Consider the following 26,529-nt stretch of genomic DNA (forward strand, 5'->3'; position numbering starts at 1 on the left):
GATGACGTGTGGCGGGCGCGCCGGAGAGATTTCCCCGGCGGGGATCGCGCAACTCGCGGGCGCGGTGGTACTTTTGGGTGGTGCGTGGCCGGTGACCAAGGTCGCGATCAATGCCGGGGCGGCACCGCTCTGGTTCGGGCTCGGGCGGGCGGCGCTTTCGGGCTTGGCGGCGTTCGTGCTGCTTGGCGCGCTCGGACGCCTGCGTTGGCCGCTGCGTGCCGATCTGCCGGCGCTGCTTGCGGTCGGCGTCTTGCAGATCGCCGGTTTCTTCGCCCTCGCCCATGCCGCCATCGCCTATGTCCCGGCCGGGCGCACTGCGATCCTTTCCAACACCACGACGATTTTCGTCGTGCCCCTTTCGCTTCTCGTGCTGCACGAGACGATTCCGCCGCGCCGTTGGCTCGCGACCCTGATCGGGCTCGCCGGGATCATCGTCCTCGTCGGCCCCTGGGCGTTCGATTGGCATCACGCCGGGGTTCTCGCAGGCAACCTGTTTTTACTCGGCGCGGCCGGATCATGGTCGCTCGCGATCATCGCGGTGCGGCGCTATCCGCCGCAAAGCTCGATGTTTGCTTTGCTGCCGTGGTGTTTCGCGATCGCCTCAGCCCTGCTTCTGCCGCTGGCGATGGCGCATGGCGGGGTCGGGCGCTGGACATCGGCCGGGCTCGCGGCCCTCGGCTTCATCGGCCTGATCGGCGGGCCGATCGGCACCTGGTGCGTGATGCAAGCGGCGATGACGTTGCCCTCGGTCGTCGCCTCGGTCGGGTTTCTCGCGACACCAGCGGTCGGGCTTCTGCTCTCGGCGGCCTTTCTTGGTGAAAAACTGGACGCCGATCTCGCGAGTGGTGCCGCGCTGATCTTGGGCGGGGTTTTGGTCGCGGTCTGGCCGGGGAGGGGGGGGAGGCGCTGATGCGTTTGCATGTGATCGAAGCCGGCGCCGGGCCGACGGTTGCCATCCTGCACGGGCTGTTCGGCTCGGCGCGCAATTTTGCGACCATCCAGCGCCGGCTCGCCGCGCACTTTCGCGTGCTCGCGCTCGATTTGCGCAATCATGGCGAAAGCCCGCGCGCCGCCGGGATGGATTACGCGACGCTCGCCGAGGATGTGCGCGAAACGCTGACGGCGCTCGGCGCGTTGCCGGCGGCGGTGGTTGGGCATTCGATGGGCGGCAAGGTCGCGATGCGCCTCGCGCTCGCGGCGCCGGCGGCGGTGAGCCGGCTTGCCGTCTGCGATATCGCCCCGGTCCCCTATCCGAGCCACGGCCATCGCGCTTATGTCGCAGCGATGCGGGCATTGCCGCTGTCGCCCGCGCTCACCCGCGCCGCCGCCGAGGCGGCACTCGCCGAGGCGGTGCCTTCGGCGCCGCTCCGCCAATTCCTGCTCCATAGTCTCCGCTTTGGCGCCGCGCCGTCATGGCGGCTCGGTCTTGCCGAGATCGCGGCGGCAATGCCGGCGATCGAATCCTGGGAGGCCCCCCTTGGCGCGACCTATGCCGGGCCGACGCTGTTTCTCACCGGCGGGCGGTCGGATTACGTTCGCTCGGAATACCGCCCGGCGATCCGCGCGTTCTTTCCCCATGCCCGCGTCGTGACCTTGAAACAGGCCGGGCACTGGCTTCACGCCGATGACCCGGAGGGGTTTCTCGCCGCGATCGCCGCTTTTCTCGACCCACTCCTGTCCTGACCGGTCAAAGCGAAGGCGGCGGAACCTTGAGTTCGGCCGCCGTCGCGCCGATCGCCGCCCAGGTTTCCCGCGAAAGTGGGATACCGGCGGCAAGGCGCGCTTCCCGCGTGCGGGTTTCCGGCTCGCCAGGGAGCAGCACTTCGCCGCCCGGGCTCGCTGGCTGTGCGGCTTTCACGTAAGCGGCATAGTCCTCGACCGCGCGCGCGAAGCCGGCGCCGGCGAAATGGCCGGGATCGATATAGAGCGAGAGCATGCCATTGGTGATCCGCCGCGGCCCCTCCGGCATCGGCCCCGACGTTGCGCCACCCGTGAGGCAGCCGGCAAGAAGTTCGCACATGAAGGCCAACCCCGAGCCCTTATGCTCACCGAATGTGCGAAGCGCGCCCTTGCCCTTGGTCGCGTCGCGCAGATGCGTGCCCTCGATCTCGCCATAGAGGAGACGCGGGTCGCCGGAAATCGTGCCATCGGGGCCAATCAGCGAATCGTCGGGCACTTTCTTGCCGCCTTGCGAGGCGACCAGCACCTTGCCCTCGGCGACGCGCGAGGTCGCGAAATCGAGCACCAGCGATACGCCGCGGGCGCGCGGCACGGTGATGCAGATCGGGTTGGTCGCGAAGCGCCGCGAGACGCCGCCGAACGGCGCGGTCAATTCGCCGCCGGCGACATTGACGAAATGGAGCGAGAGGAGCCCGGCTTCGGCGGCACGCTCGCCCCAATCGCCGATGCGCCCGAGATGCCCCGCCCGGCGCAGCGCGATCGCGGCAAGGCCGGTTGCTTTCGCCTTCACGATGCCGAGATCGACGGCGAGCGGCCCGACGGTTTGGCCAAACCCGCAATTGCCATCGACGACGGCATGGCTCGGCGTTTCCTGAACGATGGTGAGGCTTTGCCCGGCGCGCACCGCGCCCTCCTTGAGCCACGCGACATAGCGCGGCACTCGGATGACACCGTGGCTGTCGTGCCCGGCGAGATTGGCCGAAACCAGATAACGCCCGATCCGCGCCGCTTCCTCGGCCTCGCAGCCGGCGGCGGCGAAAATCTCGGCGACATAGGCCTGCAAGCGCGCGGCAGGCACGGCGATGCTGGTAGGGTGGGGGGCATGATCGGACACGGCGCTTTCTCCCTTGGGCGGTTTTCCTCCCCGGTTTAGCGCCCGCCACGCCTTCCGCCCAGGGGGAGGATAGCCGAGGAGGATAAGCCGAAACCTGGGCCGCGCCACCACGTTGACAGGGTTTGCCCCCGCCTCCATGCTTGCTGGCCCCGCCGGAAGAAAAGGAAAACCACGTGGCCATCACACGCCGCCGCATGCTCGGCTCGACCCTGATCGGTGCCTCGTTCGCCGGCGCGCTGGCGCGCCGCGCCGCTGCGGCGGGGCCGGTGCTGCGCATCGGCGTGATGAACGACATGTCTGGCCCCTATCGCGATGTCAGCGGCCCCGGCTCGGTTGCCTGCGTCAACCAAGCGCTGGAGGATTTTGGTGTCCCCGGCAAGGGATTCGCGGTCGAGGTGCTGACCGCCGATCATCGCAACAACCCTGATGTCGGCGCCACCATCGCGCGGCAATGGTGTGATCGCGAAAACATCGACATGATCCTCGATGTGCCAACCTCCTCGGTCGCGCTCGCGGTCGCCAATATTTGCCGCGAGAAAAACCGCGTCTATATCAATAGCGGCGGCGGCACCGCCGAGCTGACCGGCAAGCAATGCAGCCCCAACACCATCCATTGGGCCTATGACACCTATATGCTCGCCAAATCGACCGGCGGGGCGACGGTGAAAGCCGGCGGCACGAGCTGGTATTTTCTTACCGCCGATTACGTCTTCGGCCATAATCTTCAGGATCAGACCAGCGCGGTCGTCAAGGCAGCAGGCGGCACGGTACTTGGCGCCTCGGCCTATCCGTTCCCTGGCACTACCGATTTTTCCTCGCTGATGCTCAAGGCGCAGGCTTCGGGTGCGAAAGTGCTCGGCCTTGCCAATGCCGGTGATGACACCGTGAATTGCATCAAGCAGGCGCATGAGTTTGGCCTGACGCAATCGATGCAGGTTGCCGGCCTATTGCTCACCATTTCCGGCGTTCATGCCCTCGGTCTCGCGGTGGCGCAGGGAACCTTGCTCACCGAGCCGTTTTACTGGGATCTGAACGACAAAACCCGCGCCTTCAGCGCCCGCGTGCAGCCGAAAATGCCGGCCGGCGCGAAGCCGAACTTCGAGCAGGCGGGCTGCTATTCGGCGACCATGCATTATCTCAAGGTGGCCGCGGCGATGGGGATCGACGCCGCAAAGCAAGATGGCCGCGCGACGGTTGCGCGCATGAAAGCGACGCCCTGGGAGGACGACGCCTATGGCAGCGGGCATATCCGCGAGGATGGCCGCAATCTCAATCCCGCCTATCTTTTTCGTGTCAAAGCCCCCGCCGAAAGCAAGGCGCCATGGGATTATTACACATTGGTCGCGACCACGCCCGGCGACCAAGCCTTCCGCCCGCTCGCCGAAGGCGGCTGCCCATTCATTCACGCGTGAGCGCGCCGCGCCACCGAGGCCATCGGAAAAAGTTTTTTGGTTCTTTTTTCAAAAAAGAACCTCTTTTCTCTTAACCTGATTTACTCCGCCAGCTCGCGGGAGCGGGCGGCGGCGGCGGCGACGGCTTTGGGCAGAAGCTGCGGCAGCGCCCCAGGCGCCATCAAAATCGCGAGTGCGGCTTCGGTGGTGCCACCTTTGCTGGTAACGGCCTCACGCAGGCTCTGCGCATCCTCCCCGCTTGCCGCGAGCAGCGCGCCGGCCCCGGCGACCGTCCGCCGCGCCAAGCGCCGGGCGAGGGGGGGCGCCAACCCTTCGGCGATGGCGGCGCGTTCCAGCCATTCGGCGAGCAGGAAGACATAGGCCGGGCCAGAGCCGGAAACCGCGGTGACGGCATCGAGATCGCCCTCCCGCTCGACCCAGACGACCTCGCCGACGGCAGCGAGCAGCCGCTCGCAAAGCGCGCGCGCCGCGGCATCAACCTCGTCGCCGGCGCAGGCAGCGCTGATCCCTTCGCCAATCGCCGCCGGGGTGTTGGGCATGGCGCGAACGATCGCTGCCTGCGCCCCGAGCAGCCGACGCATGCCGGCGATGCCGCGCCCGGCCATGATCGAGAGAAACACCGCGCGCCCGGCAAAGCGGGCGTAAGCAGGAAGGGTTGTCGCCGCTTGCTGGGGCTTCACCGCGAGAATGACGGCGGCAGGGGCGAAATCGGCGGGGATATCGGCGGCCTCGGCCACCACGCGGGCCGGCGGGGCAATGTCCGGCCGCGCCGGATCGACGACCAATACCTCGCTGAGCCCGGCCTCATGCCAGCCGGCGAGCAAGGCCCCGCCCATCCTGCCGCAGCCGACGAGCAGCAACTGCGGGAGAGAGCCGCTCACGCCTCGCCCACGCAGTCCAGCATCGCCGCTTGCAACGCGTCCGCCGGGCTTTTGCCGCCCCAGAGGGTGAATTGGAAGGCGGGGAAGAAGCGCTCGCACTCGGTCAGCGCGATATCCACCATATCTTCTAGGCTTTCGGCCGAGGCGCCCTGGGTGCCACGGAGCAGCATGGCATGGCGGAAGAGCGGCATCCCATCATCGGGGTCGAGACCGAAATGGCCGATCCAGAGCCGCTCATTGGCGAGCGCCAGCAGCTCATAGAGCGCGCCGCGCCGGCGCTCGGGGACTTTGAGGTCGAACGCGCAGGTGAAGTGCATCGCGCTGATTTCGTGCGACCAACTGAAATAGAGCCCGTAATCACACCATTTGCCCGGTGCCTCGGCGGCCATTTCCGATTCGCTGCGGCGATCGAACGCCCAGTCATTGGCGCTCGCGATCTGTTCCAGCGTATCGAGCGGGTTGGCGGAACGGGTCTGTTCGGAAGGGGGGGAGAGAGCGGTCATGGCGAGGTCTCCCATCACAAGGAAGGCCGGGTCGGAAGGGGGCGGCGGTCACGCGCCCCCCGGGTCTCTGCGCAACCACCCTAAAGCGAGGGTGGCACGGGCTGCAAGCAATTCCCGTTCTTTGGCGCTAACTGTCGCTTTCGGCGGCGTTGGCATTCGCCTCTAGCGCCGCGACTCGGTGCTCGAGGGCGGCGAGGCGAGCAAGCGCCGCGGCCAGCGTCGCCGCCATTTCCTCCTGGCCGGCGCGGGCATTGGCGGCCATCTCGCCGATCGCTGCGATCTCCTCGTGTTGCACGAGATCGAGCCGGCGGACGATGGCCTCCACCTTGGCTCGAGCTAGCGATTCGGCTTCGTCGCGCAGGCCAACCACCGCCGAAAGCGCGCCGCCGGCGATCCCGGCAAGGTCATCGAACAGGCGTGGACGCTCATTCATCGCACGATACTCCTTCACCGGCGGAGACGGCTTCCGCCGCCCCGCTGATCTCCTTATAACCCTCCCCATGATTCTCGTCACGGGCGGCGCAGGGTTCATCGGCTCTCATCTGCAGGCGGCGCTGGCCAAGCAAGGCGCCGAAACCGTAATCGTCGACCGGCTGCGGCACGGGGGCAAATGGCGCAATCTCCGCGCCCATCCGCCGGTGCAAATCATCCCCCCCGAGGGATTGGACGAGTTTCTCGCGCGCCATCCGCCGCTCGAGATGGTTTTTCATCTCGGCGCGATCAGCGCGACCACGGTCACGGACGGCGATCTCGTCTGGGAGACCAACGTCGCGCTGTCGCAGCGCCTCTGGGTGTGGTGTGCGGCGCGCGGCGTACGTCTCGTTTATGCCTCCTCGGCGGCGACCTATGGCGATGGCAGCGAGGGGTTCGACGACGCGCTCGATCTTGCGGCCCTCCGGCGCCTTCGCCCGCTCAACCTCTACGGCTGGAGCAAGCATGCCTTCGATCTCTGGGTCGCGGGCGAAGTCGAGGCCGGCCGGCCGCGCCCGCCACAATGGGTGGGGCTGAAATTCTTCAACGTCTATGGCCCGAATGAATATCACAAGGGCGGGATGGTCTCGGTCGTCAAAGTAAAATCCGACGAGATCGCCGCCGGGCAGAAGCCGCGCCTGTTCCGCGCCGACCGGGAGGGGATCAAGGACGGCGAGCAGAAACGCGATTTCATCTGGGTGGGGGACGTCGTCGAGGTCATGCTCTGGCTCGGTGCCCACCCTGAGGTGAACGGGCTCTTTAATCTCGGCACTGGCGTTGCGCGCAGCTATCGCGAACTCGCCGCCGCGGTCGCCGCCGCCTGGGGCGCGCCCGATGAGATCGAGTTCATCGCCATGCCCGAGGCGTTGCGCGGCCAATATCAGTCTTTTACCGAAGCGCGGATGGATCGGCTGCGCAAGGCAGGCTACACCGCCCCATTCACCACGCTGGAGGCCGGGGTCTCGCGTTATGTGAAGGACTTTCTCCGCGCCCCCGATCCCTATCGATGATCCCGGTTCTGCTCTATCCCGGTTTCGACCCGGTGATGCTGCATTTCGGGCCCTTCGCGATCCGCTGGTATGCGCTCGCCTATATTCTCGGCCTCGTCATCGGCTGGCGGCTGATGCGCCGCCTCGTCGGGCTCGCCCCATCTGTTGCGACACCCGAACAGGTCGATGATTTTCTGAGCTGGGCAACGCTTGGCGTCGTCCTTGGCGGGCGGCTCGGCTATGTCTTGTTCTATCAGCCGTCCGCGTATTTCTCCCATCCGCTCAGTATCCTCGAGGTCTGGCACGGCGGGATGAGTTTTCACGGCGGGATGCTCGGCGTTGTCCTCGCAACCATCTGGTTCGCCCGCCGCCACGCCATCAACTTGCTCGGCTTCGCCGACCGGCTCGCCGTCTGCGCGCCGATCGGGCTCGGCTTCGGGCGGATCGCCAATTTCATCAACGGCGAACTCTGGGGGCGGCCGGCGCCGGCATGGCTGCCCTGGGCGATGATTTTTCCCCAAGCCGGACCCGAGCCACGCCATCCGAGCCAGCTTTATCAGGCGCTACTCGAGGGGGTGGTGCTTTTTCTTGTGCTGTTTTTTCTCTCCCGCCGGGTACAGGTGCGGGCGCGGTTTGGTCTGTTGAGTGGCGTTTTCCTTGCCGGCTACGCCATCGCGCGCATGTTCGGCGAACTCTTCCGCGCCCCGGATGCGTTTCTCGGCTTTCTCGCCGGTGGCCTGACGATGGGGCAGTTGCTCAGCCTGCCAATGCTGATCGTTGGTGCTTTTCTTATTTTTCAGTCGATTAGAAAGAAACAACGAAAGTTGAAATAAGAACCTTCTTTTTCTGAAGAAAAAGAAGCAAAAAAACTTTTCTCCGGTTTGGGCTTGCCTTCCCCGCTGCTTCGGCCTTCGATGGCGGTGATCGGGATAATCATGATGGGCGAGATGATGGCCAGCAAAACCGTTTTCATCGATGGCGAGGCGGGAACCACGGGTCTTGGCATCCGCGCCCGGCTGGAAGCGCTCGCGGGGATCACGCTGCTCCATCTCCCGGAGCGCGAACGCAAAAGCCTATCCGCGCGGCAAGCGGCGATGGCGGCGGCCGATCTCGTCATTCTCTGTCTCCCCGACGCCGCCGCGCGCGAGGCGGTGGCGCTGGCCGAGGGGCTCGGGGCGAGCGCGCCGCGCCTCCTCGATGCCAGCACCGCGCATCGCATCGCGCCCGGCTGGGTCTATGGCTTTCCCGAACTCACCGGCGGGCAGGCGCGCGCGATCGCCGAGGCGCCCCGTGTCGCCAATCCCGGCTGCTATGCGACCGGCGCCATTGCCCTGCTGCGCCCGCTCATCGCGGCCGGGCTGATCGCGCCCGATCAACCTCTTACGATCAACGCCGTTTCCGGCTACTCCGGCGGCGGCCGGACGATGATCGAAGCCCATGAGGCGGCCGGCGGCCCCGCCTTCGCGCTTTACGCCCTTGGGCTCGAACACAAGCACGTGCCGGAAATCCTGCGCTATGCGGGGCTTACGCGCCGGCCGATTTTCGTCCCCTCGGTCGGGCATTTCCGCCAAGGCATGCTGGTCTCGATCCCGCTCTTTCTCGACGAACTGCCCGGGCGGCCGGCGGGCGGCGATCTTCGTGCGGCTCTTGCCGCGCATTACCGCGGGGCGGCGCTGATCACAGTGCCGGAGGCGGCAGGCGAAAAAATCGCCGCCGAAACCCTGGCGGACAGCGATCGCATGGAGCTGATGGTTTTTGCCCATGAGGGGCATCGCCAAGCGGTTTTGGTCGCGCGGCTCGATAATCTCGGCAAAGGGGCTTCGGGGTCGGCGGTCGAGAATGCGCGGCTGATGCTCGGCCTCGCTACCGCTGCCACGACGGAGAAGGAACTCGGTCATGTGCGCTGATTTTCTGGCAAATAAAGACGAGCAGGGGGTGATCTACAGCCTCGACGGCGTCACCCCGCGCATTCACCCCGAAGCCTGGATCGCGCCCAGCGCCGTGATCATCGGCGACGTCGAAATCGGGCCGCACTCGAGCGTCTGGTTCCACTGCGTGCTGCGCGGCGACGACAACGCCATCCGCATCGGTGCGCGTTGCAATATCCAGGACGGCACCATCATCCATGTCAATAGCGGTGAGGCCAACGGCACGCCGTTCGCGACCCTGATCGGCGACGACGTTTCGATCGGCCATGCCGCCATCATCCACGCCTGCACCCTGGAACCCCGCGCCTTTGTCGGCATGGGCGCGACGGTGCTGGACGGCGCGGTGATCGAGGCCGGCGGGATGCTTGCCGCCGGTGGGCTGCTTGCCCCGGGAAAACGCATCGGCCCGATGGAGCTTTGGGCCGGGTCGCCAGCGCGGCTGAAGCGGGTCATGGATGCTGAGGAACGCGCCCTCTGGGACCGGACGGCGGTGCATTACGCGCGCCTCGCCGCGCGTTTTCGCGCCGGTCTGCGCCCGGTGGGATAAGCCGTCACATGATTATGTCCTCACGCGCCGCTTGGGATCGGCTATCGCTTTGAGTGTCACGTGGGAGGAGTGGATGATCCGGCCCCTGTTGCCGGTGTTGCGGGCGGTCACGTTCCTTGCTTTGCTCGGGCTGCTCGCTGCCTGCGCAAGCCGGGCGCCGGTGCCCACCACCGGGCTTCGCCTCTATGATGGCTACCCCGCGCCCGGCCCGCCCGGTGATCCGTGGGGCCCCTATATCGAGCAGGCTTCAGCGCGGTTCGGCATTCCGCAACAAATTATCCGCACGGTCATCAAGAAGGAATCACGCGGCAGGGTGCGAGCGGTTTCGACGACCGGCGCGCGCGGGCTGATGCAGCTCATGCCGGCGACCTATGCCAAGCTCCGGCGGCAATACGGGTTCGGCGCCGACCCCTTCAACCCGCGTGACAATATCTTCGCCGGCGCCGCTTATCTCCGGGAGATGCGCGACGCGGTGGGGGAAAAGAACATGCTCGCCGCCTATAATGCCGGGCCAGAGCGGGTGGCCGCGCATCTCAAAGAGGGCGTGCCGCTCCCCAACGAGACCCGCGCCTATATCAGTCCCGCCGCCTCGCCCTGATAGACCTCAAACACGGGGCGCAGGCAGCGCCGGCGAGGCGAAGTCGAAAATCGTGCCGTAAGCGTCGAAGACGCAAGAGCGAATGCCGCGGGTTTGGCGCGTCTTCCGCCTCCCCGGCGCTTTTGGGCCAGGCCATGGGCCAGAATTGACCACGCGCGGCGCGCGCTTCAAGGTTGGGATAACCCAACAGTTGCCCCTGATCCGTGGCGGAGGAGAGCCTCCCGGGAAAGATTTGGATGGGAAGGATCGTCGCCCGATTTCGCCGGACCATCATCGTCGCCGCCCTTGCCGGCATTTTGCTCGTGCTCGCCGGGTGGGGCGTGGATCGGCTCATCCTGCCCGGGTTCTCCTCCGCGCGTTCAGTGCCGCCCGCCTCCGAAATCGCCATCGCATCGTGGCTTTTGCGCGCGAGCGTGCCCGCGAAAGAGGCGCTGCGGGCCAACCCACTGCCGGCAACCGCGGAGAATATCACCGCGGGGGCGCAGATTTTTCAGCGCCACTGCGCGATCTGCCATGCCTATGATGGTAGCGGTGCAAACACCATCGGGAGAGGCGAATATCCTCCCGTTCCGCCTCTTGGCGGCCCGTCCATCGCGGCGCAAAGTGATGGCGAGCTGTTTTATCATATCCGCAACGGCATTCGCTACACCGGCATGCCGGCGTGGGATTTGCCGGAGCCGGCGATTTGGCAGACCATTTTATTCATCCGCCATCTGCCGGTGACGGCGATTTTGCCGCGTACCGTGGCGGCGCAGACTGTCGCAAAAGCCAAGGCGGCGGCCACCGAACCTCCGCATTATGTGGGCTCCGCCGCTTGCGCATCGTGCCATCGCGATATCTTCGCGCGCTGGAACAAGACCCGCATGGCGCATGTCGTGAGCGATCCGCGCGCATCGCCCAGTGCCGTCATCGCCGATCTCGCCTCCGCTCCGGCGGTGATGAAACCTGCCCTCGGGGATGCCGATCTGGTCTATGGCAGCCGCTGGAAGCAGCGCTTTTTCAAGAAAATCGGTGATGATTATTATGTCCTGCCGGTGCAGTGGGACATCGTCCACCAGCGTTGGCTGAAATATTTCGTTGCCGAAGATGAGGATTGGTGGGCGACGCTTTATCCGCCGGACAATTTCAAGCGGCCAACCGGGCCACTCTGCGATGGTTGTCATTCGGTGAATTACGATATTCAGACCCATACGGTCACCGAATGGAATGTCGGCTGCGAGCGTTGTCATGGACCTGGCAGCCGCCATCTTGCCGACCCTAGGCGCGAGACGATCATCAACCCGGCGCGGCTCGATGCCTTCGCCGCCGACGATACGTGCATCCAATGTCACTCGCAGGGACGCCCGCGCGATAATCCGATCGCCGGGCAGTATTATGACTGGCCGGTCGGTTTTACGGTGGGCAAACGGCTCGCCGATGTCTGGCGGCTGGAACGGCGCCATCCTGGCGTCACTGATTTTTATTTTTTTGCCGATGGCACGGCGCATAAAAATCGCATGCAGGGCAACGATTTCGTCCAAAGCTTGATGTACCGGCGCGGCGTGACGTGCTTTTCCTGTCATGATCCGCACGGCAGCGACAACCCATCGATGCTGCGCGCCAAGGGCAATGATTTGTGCCTTTCCTGCCATGGCGCGAATACCCAGAATGGTCCCCATGCGGAGACGATCTCAGCCCACACGCATCATCGCCCCGATAGCGCGGGCAGCGCCTGCACCGCCTGTCACATGCCGGCGATCGAGCGCCAACTGGGCGATGCGATCATGGTGCATGCGCACACATTTCGGTTCATTCCGCCTGCGGTCACAGAGGCGCTTGGCACGCCTAATCCTTGCACGCTCTGTCACACTGACAAAACCGTCACCTGGGCGCAAACCGAGCTTGACCATTGGCAAGATCGTTCTCCCTGGCGCGATGCCCCATAGCGTTCGCTCTTACTGCCGTCTTTGCGAACGGGCGGTGTCGCGCTTGGAACAGCAGGATGGAGATTCCGCCGGCGGAGGTTATAACCCGCGCCCATGAGCACCATTTTGAAAGACCGATCATGAACGCCGAGCCTCATTCCGCCGCACCGCGCACCGCGCGGCCTGCGAACGCCTTGCGGCCAGTCTCGCTCGAGCCCGGCTTCGCCCGCCACGCCGAGGGCTCCTGTCTCATTCGCGTCGGCGGAACCGAGGTTTTGTGCGCCGCCAGCGTCGAAGGCCGGGTGCCGGGTTTTCTCCGCGGCAGCGGCCAGGGCTGGGTGACGGCGGAATACGGCATGCTGCCGCGCGCGACCCACACCCGTGGCGACCGTGAGGCGGCGCGCGGCAAGCAATCCGGCCGCACCCAGGAGATCCAGCGCTTGATCGGCCGCGCGCTTCGCGCCGTTGTCGATCGCGCGGTCCTCGGTGAGATGACGATCACCATCGATTGCGACGTCCTCAACGCCGATGGCGGCACCCGTTGTGCTGCGATCACCGGCGGCTATGTCGCGCTGGCGCTGGCGCTGCGCCATCTCGAGCGCCTGCGTGTGATCAAGGCGTCGCCGCTCCTTGGCCAGGTCGCGGCGGTATCCTGCGGCATCGTCGCCGGCGAGCCGGTGCTCGATCTCGATTATGCCGAGGACTCGACCGCCGAGGCCGACGCCAATTTCGTCCTCACCGATCAGGGTGGTCTCGTCGAGGTGCAGGCGACCGCCGAGGGAAAGCCGTTTTCGGAGGCTGAGCTGACAGCCCTTCTCAACCTCGCCCGTGCGGGCACGGCGGAATTGTTCGCCCGCCAGCGCGCCGTGCTCGGCTGATGGCCCGTCACCTCGCACCTGGTGCCCGTCTCGTGCTTGCGAGCCACAACCAAGGCAAGCTCGTCGAGATCGCCGCCTTGCTGCGTGCGCCGGACGGAACGCCGCGCGTCGATTTGGTGTCCGCCGGCGATTTGGGGCTTCCCGAGCCCGAGGAGACCGCGCCAGATTTCACCGGCAACGCCCGGCTCAAGGCGCAAGCGGCGGCTTTCGCGAGCGGTTTGCCGGCTCTGGCCGATGATTCGGGCTTCTCGCTCGCGGCCCTGGGTGGCGCGCCCGGCGTTCACTCGGCGCGTTGGGCTGGGCCAGAGAAAAATTTTGCCGCCGCCATGGCCGAGATCAACCGCCAGCTGGGCGCGGCCGAGGACCGGCGAGCGTGGTTTTCCTGCGCGCTGGCGCTCGCCTGGCCGGATGGCGAGACCGCGACTTTTCTCGGCCGCGTCGAGGGCCATGCCGTTTGGCCGCCGCGCGGTGCCAACGGCTTCGGCTATGATCCGATGTTCATCCCCCTTGGCGAGCACGAGACCTATGGCGAAATGGCGCCAGCCCGCAAACATGACGCGAGCCACCGCGCGCGGGCCTTCGCGGCCCTCCTCGCGGCAGTGTTTTCGGAGTAAGCTGCGGGGAATCCCAGACCAGGAGGTGAGGCGATGAAAAATCCGTTTGCCACCGCAAAGACCGTGGCCGAAAAATTCCCGGTCGAGAAATCGCCGGAAGCCTGGCGTGCCGCTCTGAGCCCGGCGCAATACGCGGTCTTGCGCGAACACGCGACCGAGCGCGCCGGCACCAGCCCGCTAAACGCCGAAAAGCGCCCCGGCACCTTCCTCTGCGCTGGCTGCGGCGCGCCACTTTTTTCCTCGGCGGCGAAATACGAGAGCGGCACCGGCTGGCCAAGCTTCTTCGCCCCGATCGCCGAAAACGCCGTCGGCGTCCGCGAGGACCGCAGCCTATTCATGACTCGGACCGAAACCCACTGCGCGCGCTGCGGCGGCCATCTCGGCCACGTCTTCGAAGACGGCCCGGCGCCGACCGGCCTTCGCTACTGCATGAACGGCGCCGCCCTGCAGTTCGTGCCGCAAGGGGAAAAAACATAGAAAGGCAAAGCATGGTTCTTTTTTATAAAAAAAGAACCAAAAAACTTTTACACGAAAGCCGCGTGGGTAAGGCCGGTATAACCGACCAAGGTCACCTGTGTGTGATCGGGAAGGGTGAAAGACGTTGACCCATTGGCGACCGTCGCGCTGGCGACGGCATTGGTCGCCGTGCCGCTCGCATAGCCGTTCAACACCAACCCCGCATTCGCCGGATTGAAGCCGTTGATATCGACCGTGCCGCCGGATTGGCCATTGACGAAGCCGATTAGCGTGTAGCCGCTCGAATCGTAAATCGTGCTGGTGCCGCTTCCAACCTGGACGTAATCGATTCCGGCGCTGCCATAGATGGTGTTATTGCCGGAACCGGCGAAAATATAGCTCGTATCGGTATCGCTATTGCCGCCGATGATGGTGTTGCTGCCGGCAACGGGAATGACCCAGTTGGTGGCGTCAGTGGCGTTCGTTGCCCCGCCGAAGAGATTACCGGTCGCGTTTTGATTGCCGAACATATAGCTGGTGCCGCTCGCGCTCCCGACCAGCGTACTCGCGGTGGCGTTCGGCCCGGCGACGATGATATTGCCAGACCCCTCGCCATAAACGATGTCATCGGCGCTTTGCGCGACGAGCGCATTGTTGCCGCCGGTGCCGCCGACCAGTTCTTCATTGCTGCTGGTGCCGCCAAACGCGGTGACATTGCCGGTCGCGCCGAACACGCTGAGCGCACCAGAGCCGCCAACCACCGTGCCGGTGCCGCCAGGGAGGCTGGAATTGCTCGGCGAGCCATTGATGAAGGTGAGGGCCGAGCTATTGCCGAACGCGAGCGCGTTGCCGATCGCTTGCACCGTCTCGGCGCCGGCGCTGCCCGCGACGCTGGTGCCGACGATGGTATCGGCGCCTTCCGAATAGATGATGTTTTGACCCGAGCCGAGGAACATGAGATTGGATTGGGCGCTGCCGGTGATGGTGTTGTTGCCATCGGCGGCAACGATAGTGTTCACGCCGCCCTCGAAATCGAAATACCAGCCTTCGATGCCGGTCGTGCCGGTCTGCACCAGATTATCGCCGCCGGCGAAAGCCGCCTCGCCAGTCGCCCCGTTGACACTCAACGTTGTGCCGGCGTTGGAGTTGACGATGTATTGCAGCGAAGGGTCGGAATCGTTGATCGTTACCGGCACCGTGCTCGCATTCACCACGGCATAGACGTTCTGGGTGGAGAGATCGAGCGTCGAGAGGCCGGGCGTTTGAAAATCGGCAAAAAGCGCCGTTGGCTCGGACGGATTGGGCAGGCCAAGGGCAATCTCATTTGGATTGTCAATGAAATCCGATTGCTGCGTCGAGGAAAAATTCTCAATCGGCGAGACGAAGGTCTGATTGACGTAATTCGCCGAATTGGCGCTGGTAAACGGGATCGTGACCGAATCGCCCTGATTGTCATAGGGAATGATCAGATTGGCCCCATTTACGGTTCCGGACATCGTAAGCGCTCCTAAAAATTGGCGTCGTCCTAGGTTTTGGCGCGCCGCCGCCACAAAGCAAGCAGGGAGATGGGTATTTTACGGGAATTTAACATCACGTTCCGGCGAAACCAGGCCTTTGACCTTTGCCGGCCTGCGCGCCACATTGCCGAGTGATATGATGCCAAAATCCAAAGGAGCGGTTTCGTGCAAGCGAAGAAAATCCACCACAAATTAAGCGTCTCAGCCCAGATCGCCCCCGAGGATTACGCGCATCTGGCGGCGTCCGGGGTGCGGGCGGTGATCAACAACCGCCCCGACAACGAGGATCCCGGGCAGATACCGGCGGCCGAGGCCGCCAAGCTCGCAGCCAAACACGGGCTCGACTATCACCACATCCCGATCACCACCGCCGAGATCCCGGCCGAGGCGGTGAAACGTTTCGGCGAAGTGCTGGAAAGCGCGTCGGGACCGGTGCATGCACATTGCCGCTCGGGCACGCGCTCGGCGCTGCTGTGGGCGCTGCATCAGGTGCAATCGGGGAAAATGACCGTGGATGAAGCCTGCGCCGCGGCAAGCACACACGGTTTCGATCTTCGCGCGGCTGTCGATCATCATAGCGCCCGACTCGGGCACGGCGCTAAAAAAGCCTGATCGCGCGTGCTCGGCCCCGAACCGGCGCTCGCGGTCCTGTGCGGCGCCGTGGTCGGCTTCGTGCTCGGGCTGATCGGCGGCGGCGGCTCGATTCTCGCGACCCCCTTGCTGCTCGCCGTCGTCGGTCTGCCGCCGCATCAGGCGATCGGCACCGGGGCCTTGGCGGTCGCGGTCAATGCCTTCGCCAATCTCGTGAGCCACGCCCGCGCCGGCCATGTGCGCTGGCGCCGCGCTGCCATTTTCGCGCTGGTGGGCGCGCTCGGCGCGGCGCTCGGCTCGACCCTCGGCAAGGCTTTCGATGGCGAGCGGTTGCTGGCGCTATTCGCGCTTTTAATGCTGGTGGTCGGCGTGCTCGCGCTCCGCGATCAGCGGGCGGCGCCGGCCGAGGCGCAGCCCCGCCCGCTCGCCCATGAACTGCCGCGGCTTGTTGCGACGGCGCTCGGCGTTGGCCTGTTGTCCGGGTTTTTTGGCATCGGCGGCGGCTTCCTCATCGTCCCCGGCCTTTTGTTCGCGACCAATCTCAGCATGATCGAGGCAGTCGGCTCGTCCTTGCTCTCGGTTGGCAGTTTCGGCCTGACGGCGGCGGTGAATTACGCGCTCTCCGGCCTCGTCGCCTGGGGGGTCGCGGCCGAATTCATCGCCGGTGGCGTCGGCGGCGGCCTGCTCGGCCTTCTCCTTGCGCGCCATCTCGCGGCGCGGCGCTCCGCTTTGCGCCGGGTTTTTGCGGCGATCGTGCTGGTGGTCGGGGTCTATCTTCTCATGCGCGCCGGCCGCGCCGCCGGCTGGATATGAACGGCCCGATGAGGTTGCGGCGATCAATCGAATAAAGTGATTGATCCAAGTGAAACCTTTCGTTTGATATCAGCGGCTTTCCGTGTCTTGTTGCCGCTATCGGGATAAACCGATGACAAAGGAGAAACGCCTTGCGACAGATTTTTTCCCAGCTTCGTCCGCTCGCCCTCGGCCTCGTGCTCGCGGCGTTCGGCCTCGTCCTTGCGACCGGCCAGGGGCACGCGCAGCTGACGCCGCCGCCCGGCTATTACAAGGATCAAAAGGTCGTCTATCACAATGACGGCGGCACGCCCGACAATGCCGCCTATTTCCGCAAGCTGCTCACCAATATTCGCAACCACGTCAACGCGGTGGGCAAGGATCATATCGAGGTGCGGGTGGTCGATCACGGCGACGGGCTGATCCTGTTCCAGCTCGCGAACCAGGACGCCGATCTCGCCAAACGCATCGACGCCCTCAAGGCCGATGGGGTGAAATTCCTGATCTGCGGCAGAACCCTCGCTGAGCGCCATATCGACTGGCATACGCTTTATGGCGTGAAGGAAGGGGATCTGGTGCCGAGCGGCGTTGCCGAACTCGCGCGCCTGCAAGGCATGGGCTACGTTTATATCCATCCCTGAGTGGGAAAGAAGGGCAGGGGGTGACCCCTGCCCCGACCGCGCACCCGCTCGCGACGCTCAGCGGAAAAACACCGCCCAGACGAGCCCGAGCGCCGGTGCGAGAGCGAGGGCGGCAAGCCCGGTATAGCCGAAGAACCGCGGCATCCTGATCCCGCGCTGGGCGGCGACGGTGCGGATCATCATATTCGGCGCGTTGCCGATATAAGTGAGCCCGCCGAACAGCACCGCGCCGGCGCTGATGGCGCGGAGCGCGTCATCGGGCGGCAGGCCCTCGCCACCCGCTTGGCGGAAAAAGATCAGATAGGTCGGCGCATTGTCGAGAAACGCCGAGGCGAGGCCGCTGCCCCAGAAATTGGCGGTTGCGGAAAGCGGCGTTTGCGTCCGCGTCGCGAGCAGCGCCAGCACCGGCGTAATGGTGATGAAAATCGCGGGGAACAATTTCGCGATCTCGACGAGCGGCGCCCATTCGAAGAGATTGGCCTCGCGCACGGCAAGCGGCGTGATCGCGGAGGCAAGCCCGGCGAGCGCGAGGAATAGCAGACTGGCCGCCAGCCGCTCGCCGCCGATCGCAGCGCCGAACAGCCGCACGGTGCCCGGATGCCAGATCGCTTGCCCTAGGACGGCGAGATTGATGAGCGCGATCAACACGAGATGCCAGCGCCCGCGAAGCCGGAGCCGCCCGCGCGGCTCGGGCGGCGGCGCGGCCCGCGCCGAGCGCCGATCGAGAAGGTAGAACCCGGCAAGCACCGGGGTGGCAAAAAACAAGAGCGGCAAAGCGAGATGGCGGAGCGGCCAGAAAAACGGCACGCCCTGGAGGAAGCCGAGATAAAGCGGCGGATCGCCGAGCGGTGACAAGGCGCCACCGGCATTGCCGATGAGCAGAATGAGGGCGATCACGATATGGATCTTCTGCGCCCGGTGCGCATTGGCGCGCAGCAAGGGGCGGATCAGCACCATCGACGCGCCGGTGGTGCCGATGACCCCGGCGAGCAGGGTGCCGGCGGCGAGCCAGACGGTGTTGCTCGCCGGCGTGCCGCCAGGACCGCCGCGGATCAAAATGCCGCCGGTTGTCGCATAAAGCGCGAGCAGCACGCTGACGAATGGCAGATACTCGGTGAGCAACGCCGACCAGCCTTCGGCGAAAGCCGCGCCCAGCCCGTCATGGACGGCGAGGATAAGGAGAAAAACCAAGCTCCAGAACACGGCGATCGCACCGAGCCGGCGATGCCAGAATCGCGGCGCCAGCATCGGCAACAGCGCGATCGAAAGCAGCAGCCCGGCGAATGGCAGGGCTTCGAGGAGGGGTGGCGGTTGCATGGTGGAGAGGGTGCAAGTAACGTTTGCGCCGCGCAACCGGGCCGATGCACCGGCCGGATGACACTGCGATGAAAGTGACGAACGTGACCAACGTGATGGACAAAACCCAATGGATATGACGGGCGAGCGGCGCATCCCCGCCTCACGCGAGACGGTTTGGGCGGCGCTCAATGATCCGGAGGTGCTGAAAGCCGCCATTCCGGGCTGCGAGAGCCTGGAAAAAACCTCTGAGACCGAGATGAAGGCGACGGCATCGGTGAAGATCGGCCCGATCGCGGCGCGTTTCACCGGCAAGGTGCAGCTTTCCGATATCGATCCGCCGAACGGCTATACCATCGGCGGCGAAGGGCAGGGGGGTGTCGCCGGCTTCGCCAAGGGCGGCGCCAAGGTGCGTCTCGAACCCGATGGCGATGCGACGCTGCTCCGTTATGAGGTCAATGCCCAGGTCGGCGGCAAGATCGCGCAGCTCGGCGCGCGGCTGATCGATGCGACCGCGAAATCCATGGCCGATCAGTTTTTTAACCGTTTCACCGCCCATCTGACACCGCCGGAAACCGCAGAAACCCCCGAAGCGGCCGCGGCGGCGCCCGCACCAGCGCTGCCGCGCGAGGCCATGGGGCTGCCCTTGGTCGCCTGGATCGGCGGCGTCATTTTCTTGGCAATCCTTCTGCTTCTGTTCGGATCTCTCCTCTAGTGGCCGATCTCGCCCGCACCGCCATGCCGCACGATGTCGCGGCGACCATGGCGCTTTTGGCGCGCGGTGGCTATGTCGCCGACGCCGATCTCGCAACCACTGTCCATCTCGCCCTCGTCATGGGTCGGCCGCTGTTCCTTGAAGGCGAGCCCGGCACCGGCAAGACCGAGATCGCCAAAGTGTTGGCCGAGGGGCTCGGGCGGCGGCTGGTGCGGCTGCAATGCTATGACGGGCTCGATCTCCAAGCGGCGGCCTATGAATGGGATCATGCCCGGCAATTGATGGCGATCCGCCTTGCCGAGGCGTCGGGCGAGACCGATCGCGATCTCCTCGCGCGCTCGATCTATGGCCGCGAATTCCTGCGCGAGCGGCCGCTGCTCTCGGCGATCGACCCGTCTTTGCCGCCCGCCGTGCTGCTAATCGACGAGCTGGATCGCGCGGACGAACCGTTCGAGGCATTTTTGCTCGAACTGCTCGCCGATTTTCAGATCACCGTGCCCGAATACGGCACCATCCGCGCGAGTTCGCCGCCGCCGGTCGTCATCACCTCGAACCGCACCCGCGAGGTTCATGACGCGATCCGCCGCCGTTGTCTCTATCATTGGGTCGATTACCCCAATGCCGCGCGCGAGCGGGAAATTCTCGCCCGCAAGGCGCCGGAGGTGCCCGGGCTGCTCGCCGCCCAGGTCGTCGCCTTCGTCCAGCGCCTGCGCGGCGAGGAATTGTTCAAGCTCCCCGGGGTTGCCGAGACGATCGATTGGGCGAGCGCGCTCCGCACCCTCGATCAGCACGCACTGACCCCCGACGCGGTTGATGAAACGCTAGGCGTTTTGCTGAAATATCAAGATGATATCAGCAAGATTCGCGGCGCCGAGGCAGCCCGCCTGGTGGCCGAGGCGAAGGATACGGCGGCGACGCGATGAGCGCGGCGCCGCCAGGCCGATTGGTCGATAACGTCGCTGAGTTCGCGCGCCTGCTCCGCCGCGCCGGCCTGCCGGTCGGCCCGGCCGAGACGCTGGCTGCGGCAGAAGCGCTGACCCGGATCGATCTCGGCGCCAAGGCCGAGGCGAAAGCGGCGCTCGCGGCGACGATGGTGCATCGGCGCGAACACCGCGAGATTTTCGACCAAGCTTTCGCGCTGTTCTGGCGTGACGCCACCGCCGCCCGCCACGCGCTCGCCATGACGCTGATGGAAAAGCGCAAGGAGATCGAGCGCAAACCCGCGCCGGCGGCCCGCCGCGTCGCCGAAGCCTTCGCCCGCCCGCGTGATCAGGCGCCCGAGCCGAAGGACGAGCCGCCCCGCCTCGATGCGGTGCTCACCGCGAACGCCGCCGAGCGGCTGCAGGCGATGGATTTCGAGGCCATGGGGGCCGAGGAGATCGCGCTCGCCAAGCGTGAAATCCGCCGCCTCGTCCTCCCCCTCGATGCCCGCCGCACCCGCCGCCGCCGCGCCGACCCGCTGGGCAGCGAGACCGATCTCCGCGCGACCTTGCGGACCAGCCTGCGCCAGGGCGGGGAAATCCTCTCGCTTGCCCGCGCGCGCCGCGTCGAGCGCCCGCCGCCGCTCGTCGTGATCTGCGACATTTCTGGATCAATGGCGCGCTATGCCCAGATTTTGTTGCATTTTCTTCACGCCGTCAGCAATGCGCGCGAGCGCGTGCAGGTGTTTTTGTTCGGAACGCGGCTTTCCAACATCACCCGGCAATTGCGTTACCGCGATGCCGAGGTCGCCTTTCAGATGGTCGCTCATGTGGTGCCGGATTGGTCGGGCGGGACGCGGATCGGCGAGGCGCTCGCCATCTTCAACCGCCGCTGGGCGCGGCGCGTGCTGGGGCAGGGGGCGATCGTGCTGCTGGTGACCGATGGGTTGGACCGTGACGGCGCCATCGGGCTCGCCGAAAACATGGACCGCCTCCATCGCTCTTGCCGGCGGCTGATCTGGCTCAATCCGCTGTTGCGTTGGGAGGGTTTTCAACCCAAATCTCAAGGTATGCGGGCGATGCTGCCCTATGTCGATGAGTTTCGTCCGGTGCATAATCTCGCGAGCCTGCGCGCGCTGATCGACCTCTTGTCCCGCCCGGCGCCCGCCCGCGAGCGGATCATGGCTTTGGCCTCGTGAGGTAAAAATGAACCCAATCACTCAGATCGAGCCGGTGGAGGATATCCTGGCGATCGCCGCAAGCTGGCACGCCGCCGGCGAAAAAGTGGCGCTGGCGACGGTCACCGAAACCTGGGGCTCCTCGCCGCGCCCGGCGGGCAGCCAGATGGCGATCACCGCCAGCGGCCGCATGGCGGGCTCGGTGAGTGGCGGCTGCATCGAAGGCGCGGTCGCGGAAGCGGCGCGCGAGACGATCACGAGCGGGGTGCCACGCCTCCTCGATTTTGGCGTAACCCACGAGCGTGCCTGGGAAGTTGGCCTCGCCTGCGGCGGCAAGGTCAAAGTCTTCGTCGAGGCCCTGGCATGACCCCGGCGCTGCTCGCCGCTGTGCAAGCGGCGCGGGCGGCAAAGCGCCCGGTGGTTCTGGCAACCCGCCTGCCCGACGGCATGCAGCGTCTGCTTCCCGATCCGGCTGCCCCGCCCGCCCTGGCCGAGGCAGCGGCGCGCGCGCTCAAAGACGATGTCTCAGGGCCGGTGGTGCTCGGCGGCGAAAGCTGGTTCCTCCATGTCTATAACCCGCCGCCGCGTCTTGCCATCGTCGGCGCCGTTCATATCGCGCAGGCTTTGGCGCCGATGGCGGCGGGGCTCGGCTTTGGCGTCACCGTGATCGACCCGCGCGGCGCGTTCGCGACCAAGGAGCGCTTTCCCGGCGTCGAGATCACCACCGCCTGGCCGGACGAGGCGATGGCGGCGTTTGCGCCCGACACCAGAAGCGCTGTGGTGACGCTGACCCATGATCCCAAGCTCGACGACCCGGCGCTCGACGCGGCGCTTCGCTCGCCGGCGTTCTATATCGGCGCGCTGGGCTCACGCAAAACCCACGCGGCACGGCTCAAGCGCCTGCGCGAACTCGGCCATGACGAGGCCACGCTCGCGCGTATCCACGGCCCGGTCGGGCTCGCCATCGAAGCGGTGACGGCATCCGAGATCGCGCTCTCCATTCTCGCCGAAATCGTCGCGGTACGGCGCGGCGCGGCCATGGGGCAAAAGGTGGCGGCGTGATTTTCGGCGGTGTGCCGCTGAGCGAGGCTGAGGGAGCAATTCTCGCACACACGCTGCGTCTGCCCGCCCGGGTCATCAAAAAGGGCACAATGCTCGATGCCGCGGCCGTCGCGACCTTGCGCGAGGCCGGCTACGCATCGGTGGTCGCGGCCCGGCTTGAGCCCGGCGATGTCGGCGAGAACGAGGCGGCGAACCGGCTTGCGCGAGCGCTCGTGGCGCCGGGGATCGTCGCTAGCCGCGCCGGCACCGGCCGGGTCAATCTCAGCGCCGATGTCCACGGGCTTTTCACCGCCGATCGTGACGCCATCGACCGGCTGAACGCCGTCGATGAGGCGCTGACGCTGGGCACCCTGCCGGACGCGACCGAGGTTGCGCCGCGCGACATGGTGGCGACGGTAAAAATCATTCCCTTTGCGGTTGCCGAAGAAAAACTCGCCCAGGTCGAAGCGTTGGCGCGGGACGCCGGGCCTATGCTCGCGGTTCACCCGTTCCGCCCGCTTAAGGTCGGGCTGGTGCTCACCGAATTGCCCGGACTCAAGGAAAGCATTGCGCAAAACACCATCGCCGCGACCGCGGCGCGGGTTGCCGGGCTTGGCGGCGGCCTGTTGCCGCCGCGCCGCTGCCGGCACGAGGAAGCCGCAATCGCCGAGGAACTGCGCGCGCTCCTCGCCCAGGATGCCGATCTGCTGCTGATCGCCGGGGCTTCGGCGGTGGTCGATCGCCGCGATGTCGGGCCGGCGGCGATCGTGCGGGTGGGCGGCGAGATTCGCCATTTCGGCATGCCGGTCGATCCCGGCAATCTCATCTGCGTCGGCCGCATTGGCGACAAGCCCGCCCTGGTGCTTCCCGGTTGCGCCGGCAGCCCGAAGCCAAACGGCATCGACTTCGTGCTCCGCCGTCTCGCCGCCGGCTTCGATGTTGGGGCGGAGACGGTGACGCGGCTTGGCGTCGGTGGCCTGCTGAAAGATATCAGCGCCCGCCCGCTGCCGCGCGCCAAGGCGGTGCCGCCGCCCGCCACCGCCGCGCCGCGCCGGCCGATGATCGCCGCGATTGTGCTCGCCGCCGGGCAATCGTCGCGCATGGCGCCGCATCACAAGCTTTTGCTGCCCGATCGAACGGCGAAGCCGATGATCGCGCGCGTCGTCGATAATCTCCTGTCGTCGCCGGCGCGGCCGATCCTCGTCGTCGTCGGCCACCGCGCCGAGGAGATCAAGGCGGCGCTCGCCGGGCGGCCGGTCACGTTCGTTCCCGCCGCCGATTACGCCGAGGGGCTCGCCGCCAGCCTCCGCGCCGGGATCAAAGCGCTGCCGGACGAGGCGCAGGCGGCACTGGTCTGCCTTGGCGACATGCCGCTGGTGACGGCGCGAGTGATCGAGCGGCTGCTCGCGGCCTACGACCCTAACGCAGGGCGGCTGATCGCGGTGCCCGTCCATGAGGGCCGCAGGGGCAACCCGATGCTCTGGGACCGGCGGTTTTTTGGCGAAATCGCCGCCCTCAGCGGCGATGGCGGGGCGCGGCGCCTGCTCGACGCCCATCCCGAAGCGATCGTCGAGGTCGATCTCCCGGAAGACTCGGTGCTGCGCGATTTCGACACCGTCGAAAGCCTGGCTGGGCTACCCGAACGGCTGCGGCCAATCGTTGTGTCAGGATAGAATTGTTCTTTTTTTGAAAAAAGAACCAAAAAACTTTTCCCCGTTGGGTGGTGTCGACGCCGCGACGTCAGGACAAAAGTCTTTTTGCTTCTTTTTCTTCAGAAAAAGAAGCGCTTGCCCGCCGCCGGGCGCCGGCGATGAGATCGATCTGGCGGGCGATGCGGCCGAGGGCTTCGGCGAGGGTGGGATCGTTCGGTGGGTACGGTGCCGGCGTGGCGGGGATGGCGCCAGCGGCGAGTGCATCGAGCGCCGGCCCGATCCACGCGCGCCAAGCGGCCAGTGTGGGGTGGTCGGCGGCGGCGATGGGCGCGGCGGCCAGGCGCATCGCCGCGAGCCGCCCGGCCAGGCGCCGCAGCGCGGCATCGGCGAGGAGTGCTGTCTCCAGCCGCGCGCGTTGGCGACGATGCGGCTCATGCAGCGCCCGGGCAAGGGACGCCTCCAGATTGTTGGAGGCGATTCCCGCCGCCCGTCGCGCCGCTTCCACGTGCGCTTCGCCCGCCTCGGCGAGCAGAAATGCGAGGGTTGCCTCGGCATAGCGGGCATGGGCGGAGAGTGCTGCGGCAAGCTCGCCCCGGACACGTTCGGGCTCCCAGCTCGGCCACAAGACCAGCACGCCGGCCACCGCGAGCAGCCCGCCGAGCAGCGTATAAACCGCCCGCATGATGGCGATCTCGAGGCCGCTCGTCCCGGCATGGCCGATTTCCAGGAGCAGCACGATGAGCGGCGTCAGCAGCATGATATAGAGCCCGAAACTCGCGACCCTGACCGCCATCGCGGCGATGGTGAGCGGAAACAGGGCGGCGGCGAGCTGCCAAGGCGAATGGAGCACAAGCGCGAGGAGGGAGGCGAGGAAACCGCCGATGACGGTGCCGGCGATGCGCTCGAGCGCCCGCTGCAGCGTGACCGCGAAATAAGGCTGCATGGTTAAAACCAGCGTGATGGTCAACCAATGCTGATAGGAGCCGCCATGGAAGAAGGTGATCGCGAGCGCCGGCGCCGCGACCAGGGCGGTGCGTAGCGCGTGGCGAAGCGCTGCTGAATCGGTTGCGAAATTAGCAACCAGCGGGGCCCGGATGCGCACAAGAAGCGGCGGCGTGGAGCCGTCTGCCGTCGCGCCGGGGTTGAGGCCGGCCGGGAGGGTGACGGTGAGCGCGATCGTCAGGCGATCGACGATGGCGGTGGCGATGCGGCGGATCGGATCGTCAGGCGCGAGGCCAGCGACCGGCGCCGGCAATGCCGCGATCACCTGCGCCATGCGGGTTGGGGCGGTGATGCGATCACGAACGATGCCGCGCGCCAGGGTCGCGAGCAGCGGCGCAACGCGGCGAAGCAGCTTCGCGGCTGCCTGCCGCCGTGCCGGCTCGCGTGCCGATTGCAGGATGTCATCGAGGGCGATGAGGGCGGCGAAGATCTGCTCCGCCGCTTCCAGCCGGATCAGGCTTTGGGCCGCGCGTGGGCTTTGCGCGCCGCGCTGGCGGAGCGTTGCGAGCACGACGCCGCGCGCTTGTTCGATCGCGTCCCGCACCAGGCGCCGATGCGCCCGCGCATGCGCGTCCCACGCGGCGGTGTCGCTCTCGGCGAGCACGCGGCGGAGATCGGCGGCGAGGAGAGCAAGCGCACGATAGATCTCCGCGACCGCCCGCCGCGTCGGGCGATAGGGATGGAGCCGCCAGATCACCAGCGTGAGCAGCACCGCCCAGAGCCCGCCGGCGATGAACAGAAGGGCGCTCGCGAACGCCGTCGCGGCGTCCGGCCAGGGGCGATCGAGGGCGAGCACCAGGACGACGGTTGCGAGCGCGCCGACCTGCTGCGCCGCCTGGCCGTAGATACGGGCGAAGCTGAACGCGAACACGGCAAAGCAGGCAAACGGGATCGCCGCATAGCCGAAGGCGCGGAGAAACCCGAAGCCACAGAGCGTTGCGGCGCCGAGAAAGGTGAAACTGAGCAGCGCCGGCACCCGCCGGCTGACCGGCCCGCCAGGGTCGCACATGCAGGTAAAAAGCGCCGCCAGCGCCGCCTGCATCAGCCCGGGCGCGGCGAGCCAGCCGGAAAGTGCGACGATGACAGCAACGGCGAGCGCCGCGCGGACCCCTTCGGCGATGCTGATTGCGCGCAGATCAAGCGCGATCGGCAGCCGGCTGAGATCGGCGCCCGGCAACGCGCTGAGCCGAAAACGGCCCAGATTCGCGA

28 protein-coding genes are annotated in these 26,529 nt (G+C 66.4%); 21 read left to right on the top strand and 7 right to left on the bottom strand.

The window, feature by feature from the left end:
* Position 1 precedes the first annotated feature (1 nt).
* Both ACP5M5_RS01435 and ACP5M5_RS01440 read left to right on the top strand, forming a co-directional pair.
* Positions 2 to 910 carry a DMT family transporter gene (locus ACP5M5_RS01435; protein WP_427935050.1) on the top strand — a complete coding sequence of 303 codons (909 nt, stop codon included), beginning with the start codon at positions 2 to 4 and terminating at the stop codon, positions 908 to 910.
* A complete protein-coding gene (locus ACP5M5_RS01440) occupies positions 910 to 1,683 on the top strand; it encodes an alpha/beta fold hydrolase (protein ID WP_427935051.1) in 774 nt (257 codons plus the stop codon). The genes ACP5M5_RS01435 and ACP5M5_RS01440 overlap by 1 nt, the downstream gene beginning before the upstream one ends.
* A gap of 4 nt (positions 1,684 to 1,687) precedes the next feature.
* On the opposite strand, the gene ACP5M5_RS01445 is transcribed toward ACP5M5_RS01440, so the two are convergent.
* Positions 1,688 to 2,794, bottom strand: coding sequence for a malate/lactate/ureidoglycolate dehydrogenase (locus ACP5M5_RS01445; protein WP_427935052.1), 1,107 nt, complete (start codon positions 2,792 to 2,794; stop codon positions 1,688 to 1,690).
* A 173-nt stretch (positions 2,795 to 2,967) separates the two neighbouring features.
* Between ACP5M5_RS01445 and ACP5M5_RS01450 the strand changes: the two genes are divergently transcribed.
* Entirely contained in the window at positions 2,968 to 4,206 is a 1,239-nt protein-coding gene (locus ACP5M5_RS01450) for an ABC transporter substrate-binding protein (RefSeq protein ID WP_427935054.1), read from the top strand.
* A gap of 80 nt (positions 4,207 to 4,286) precedes the next feature.
* Here the strand turns inward: ACP5M5_RS01450 and proC are convergent, their stop codons facing one another.
* The 3 genes from proC to ACP5M5_RS01465 form a co-directional block, all read right to left on the bottom strand.
* Entirely contained in the window at positions 4,287 to 5,087 is an 801-nt protein-coding gene (gene proC, locus ACP5M5_RS01455; protein ID WP_427935055.1) for a pyrroline-5-carboxylate reductase, read from the bottom strand.
* Positions 5,084 to 5,590, bottom strand: a complete 507-nt coding sequence (locus ACP5M5_RS01460; RefSeq protein ID WP_114913791.1) for a YbjN domain-containing protein — start codon at positions 5,588 to 5,590, stop codon at positions 5,084 to 5,086. The genes proC and ACP5M5_RS01460 overlap by 4 nt, the downstream gene beginning before the upstream one ends.
* A 127-nt stretch (positions 5,591 to 5,717) precedes the next feature.
* Positions 5,718 to 6,023 (bottom strand): accessory factor UbiK family protein, encoded by a 306-nt coding sequence (locus ACP5M5_RS01465; RefSeq protein ID WP_427935056.1) that lies wholly within the window; start codon positions 6,021 to 6,023, stop codon positions 5,718 to 5,720.
* A gap of 67 nt (positions 6,024 to 6,090) precedes the next feature.
* Here ACP5M5_RS01465 and rfaD point away from each other — a divergent pair, with 67 nt between their 5' ends.
* The 9 genes from rfaD to msrB all read left to right on the top strand — a co-directional run bounded on the left by rfaD (position 6,091) and on the right by msrB (position 13,996).
* On the top strand, positions 6,091 to 7,071 hold the full coding sequence (gene rfaD / locus ACP5M5_RS01470) for an ADP-glyceromanno-heptose 6-epimerase (RefSeq protein ID WP_427935057.1): 981 nt from the start codon (positions 6,091 to 6,093) through the stop codon (positions 7,069 to 7,071).
* Positions 7,068 to 7,883 carry a prolipoprotein diacylglyceryl transferase gene (lgt, locus tag ACP5M5_RS01475; protein ID WP_427935058.1) on the top strand — a complete coding sequence of 272 codons (816 nt, stop codon included), beginning with the start codon at positions 7,068 to 7,070 and terminating at the stop codon, positions 7,881 to 7,883. The genes rfaD and lgt overlap by 4 nt, the downstream gene beginning before the upstream one ends.
* A 114-nt stretch (positions 7,884 to 7,997) precedes the next feature.
* On the top strand, positions 7,998 to 8,957 hold the full coding sequence (gene argC, locus ACP5M5_RS01480) for an N-acetyl-gamma-glutamyl-phosphate reductase (protein ID WP_427935123.1): 960 nt from the start codon (positions 7,998 to 8,000) through the stop codon (positions 8,955 to 8,957).
* Complete coding sequence (locus tag ACP5M5_RS01485; RefSeq protein WP_427935059.1) at positions 8,947 to 9,525, top strand: gamma carbonic anhydrase family protein; 579 nt, start codon at positions 8,947 to 8,949, stop codon at positions 9,523 to 9,525. Before argC ends, ACP5M5_RS01485 begins: the two co-directional genes overlap by 11 nt.
* 73 nt (positions 9,526 to 9,598) lie before the next feature.
* A complete protein-coding gene (locus tag ACP5M5_RS01490) occupies positions 9,599 to 10,123 on the top strand; it encodes a lytic transglycosylase domain-containing protein (RefSeq protein WP_427935060.1) in 525 nt (174 codons plus the stop codon).
* Positions 10,124 to 10,359: 236 nt separating this feature from the next.
* A complete protein-coding gene (locus ACP5M5_RS01495; protein ID WP_427935061.1) occupies positions 10,360 to 12,048 on the top strand; it encodes a cytochrome c3 family protein in 1,689 nt (562 codons plus the stop codon).
* A gap of 119 nt (positions 12,049 to 12,167) precedes the next feature.
* Complete coding sequence (gene rph, locus ACP5M5_RS01500; RefSeq protein WP_427935063.1) at positions 12,168 to 12,905, top strand: ribonuclease PH; 738 nt, start codon at positions 12,168 to 12,170, stop codon at positions 12,903 to 12,905.
* Positions 12,905 to 13,519, top strand: a complete 615-nt coding sequence (locus ACP5M5_RS01505; RefSeq protein WP_427935064.1) for a non-canonical purine NTP pyrophosphatase — start codon at positions 12,905 to 12,907, stop codon at positions 13,517 to 13,519. Before rph ends, ACP5M5_RS01505 begins: the two co-directional genes overlap by 1 nt.
* 33 nt (positions 13,520 to 13,552) lie before the next feature.
* Complete coding sequence (gene msrB, locus ACP5M5_RS01510) at positions 13,553 to 13,996, top strand: peptide-methionine (R)-S-oxide reductase MsrB (RefSeq protein WP_427935065.1); 444 nt, start codon at positions 13,553 to 13,555, stop codon at positions 13,994 to 13,996.
* Positions 13,997 to 14,043: 47 nt separating this feature from the next.
* On the opposite strand, the gene ACP5M5_RS01515 is transcribed toward msrB, so the two are convergent.
* On the bottom strand, positions 14,044 to 15,471 hold the full coding sequence (locus ACP5M5_RS01515; protein WP_427935066.1) for a hypothetical protein: 1,428 nt from the start codon (positions 15,469 to 15,471) through the stop codon (positions 14,044 to 14,046).
* 186 nt (positions 15,472 to 15,657) lie between these two features.
* Here ACP5M5_RS01515 and ACP5M5_RS01520 point away from each other — a divergent pair, with 186 nt between their 5' ends.
* From ACP5M5_RS01520 to ACP5M5_RS01530, 3 genes are all read left to right on the top strand, one after another.
* Complete coding sequence (locus ACP5M5_RS01520; RefSeq protein ID WP_427935067.1) at positions 15,658 to 16,104, top strand: TIGR01244 family sulfur transferase; 447 nt, start codon at positions 15,658 to 15,660, stop codon at positions 16,102 to 16,104.
* Between the two features lie 6 nt (positions 16,105 to 16,110).
* Entirely contained in the window at positions 16,111 to 16,896 is a 786-nt protein-coding gene (locus ACP5M5_RS01525; protein WP_427935068.1) for a sulfite exporter TauE/SafE family protein, read from the top strand.
* 131 nt (positions 16,897 to 17,027) lie between these two features.
* On the top strand, positions 17,028 to 17,516 hold the full coding sequence (locus ACP5M5_RS01530) for a DsrE family protein (RefSeq protein WP_205215975.1): 489 nt from the start codon (positions 17,028 to 17,030) through the stop codon (positions 17,514 to 17,516).
* A 57-nt stretch (positions 17,517 to 17,573) separates the two neighbouring features.
* Here the strand turns inward: ACP5M5_RS01530 and ACP5M5_RS01535 are convergent, their stop codons facing one another.
* On the bottom strand, positions 17,574 to 18,833 hold the full coding sequence (locus ACP5M5_RS01535; RefSeq protein WP_427935070.1) for a sodium:proton antiporter: 1,260 nt from the start codon (positions 18,831 to 18,833) through the stop codon (positions 17,574 to 17,576).
* A gap of 109 nt (positions 18,834 to 18,942) precedes the next feature.
* Here ACP5M5_RS01535 and ACP5M5_RS01540 point away from each other — a divergent pair, with 109 nt between their 5' ends.
* The 6 genes from ACP5M5_RS01540 to ACP5M5_RS01565 are packed head-to-tail and all read left to right on the top strand — an operon-like array spanning position 18,943 to position 24,339.
* Entirely contained in the window at positions 18,943 to 19,527 is a 585-nt protein-coding gene (locus ACP5M5_RS01540) for an SRPBCC family protein (RefSeq protein ID WP_427935072.1), read from the top strand.
* A gap of 23 nt (positions 19,528 to 19,550) precedes the next feature.
* A complete protein-coding gene (locus tag ACP5M5_RS01545) occupies positions 19,551 to 20,450 on the top strand; it encodes an AAA family ATPase (RefSeq protein WP_427935124.1) in 900 nt (299 codons plus the stop codon).
* Positions 20,447 to 21,646, top strand: a complete 1,200-nt coding sequence (locus tag ACP5M5_RS01550) for a vWA domain-containing protein (RefSeq protein ID WP_427935073.1) — start codon at positions 20,447 to 20,449, stop codon at positions 21,644 to 21,646. The genes ACP5M5_RS01545 and ACP5M5_RS01550 overlap by 4 nt, the downstream gene beginning before the upstream one ends.
* Positions 21,647 to 21,653: 7 nt before the next feature.
* Positions 21,654 to 21,992, top strand: a complete 339-nt coding sequence (locus ACP5M5_RS01555) for an XdhC family protein (RefSeq protein WP_427935075.1) — start codon at positions 21,654 to 21,656, stop codon at positions 21,990 to 21,992.
* Positions 21,989 to 22,687 carry an XdhC family protein gene (locus ACP5M5_RS01560; protein ID WP_427935076.1) on the top strand — a complete coding sequence of 233 codons (699 nt, stop codon included), beginning with the start codon at positions 21,989 to 21,991 and terminating at the stop codon, positions 22,685 to 22,687. The genes ACP5M5_RS01555 and ACP5M5_RS01560 overlap by 4 nt, the downstream gene beginning before the upstream one ends.
* Complete coding sequence (locus ACP5M5_RS01565) at positions 22,684 to 24,339, top strand: NTP transferase domain-containing protein (RefSeq protein ID WP_427935077.1); 1,656 nt, start codon at positions 22,684 to 22,686, stop codon at positions 24,337 to 24,339. Before ACP5M5_RS01560 ends, ACP5M5_RS01565 begins: the two co-directional genes overlap by 4 nt.
* A gap of 67 nt (positions 24,340 to 24,406) precedes the next feature.
* On the opposite strand, the gene ACP5M5_RS01570 is transcribed toward ACP5M5_RS01565, so the two are convergent.
* The gene (locus ACP5M5_RS01570; RefSeq protein ID WP_427935079.1) at positions 24,407 to 26,497 is read right to left on the bottom strand and encodes an FUSC family protein; all 2,091 of its coding nucleotides are present in this window, start codon (positions 26,495 to 26,497) and stop codon (positions 24,407 to 24,409) included.
* Positions 26,498 to 26,529: the final 32 nt, after the last annotated feature.

Source organism: Acidibrevibacterium sp., from assembly GCF_049965395.1.
GTDB lineage: Bacteria > Pseudomonadota > Alphaproteobacteria > Acetobacterales > Acetobacteraceae > Acidibrevibacterium > Acidibrevibacterium fodinaquatile.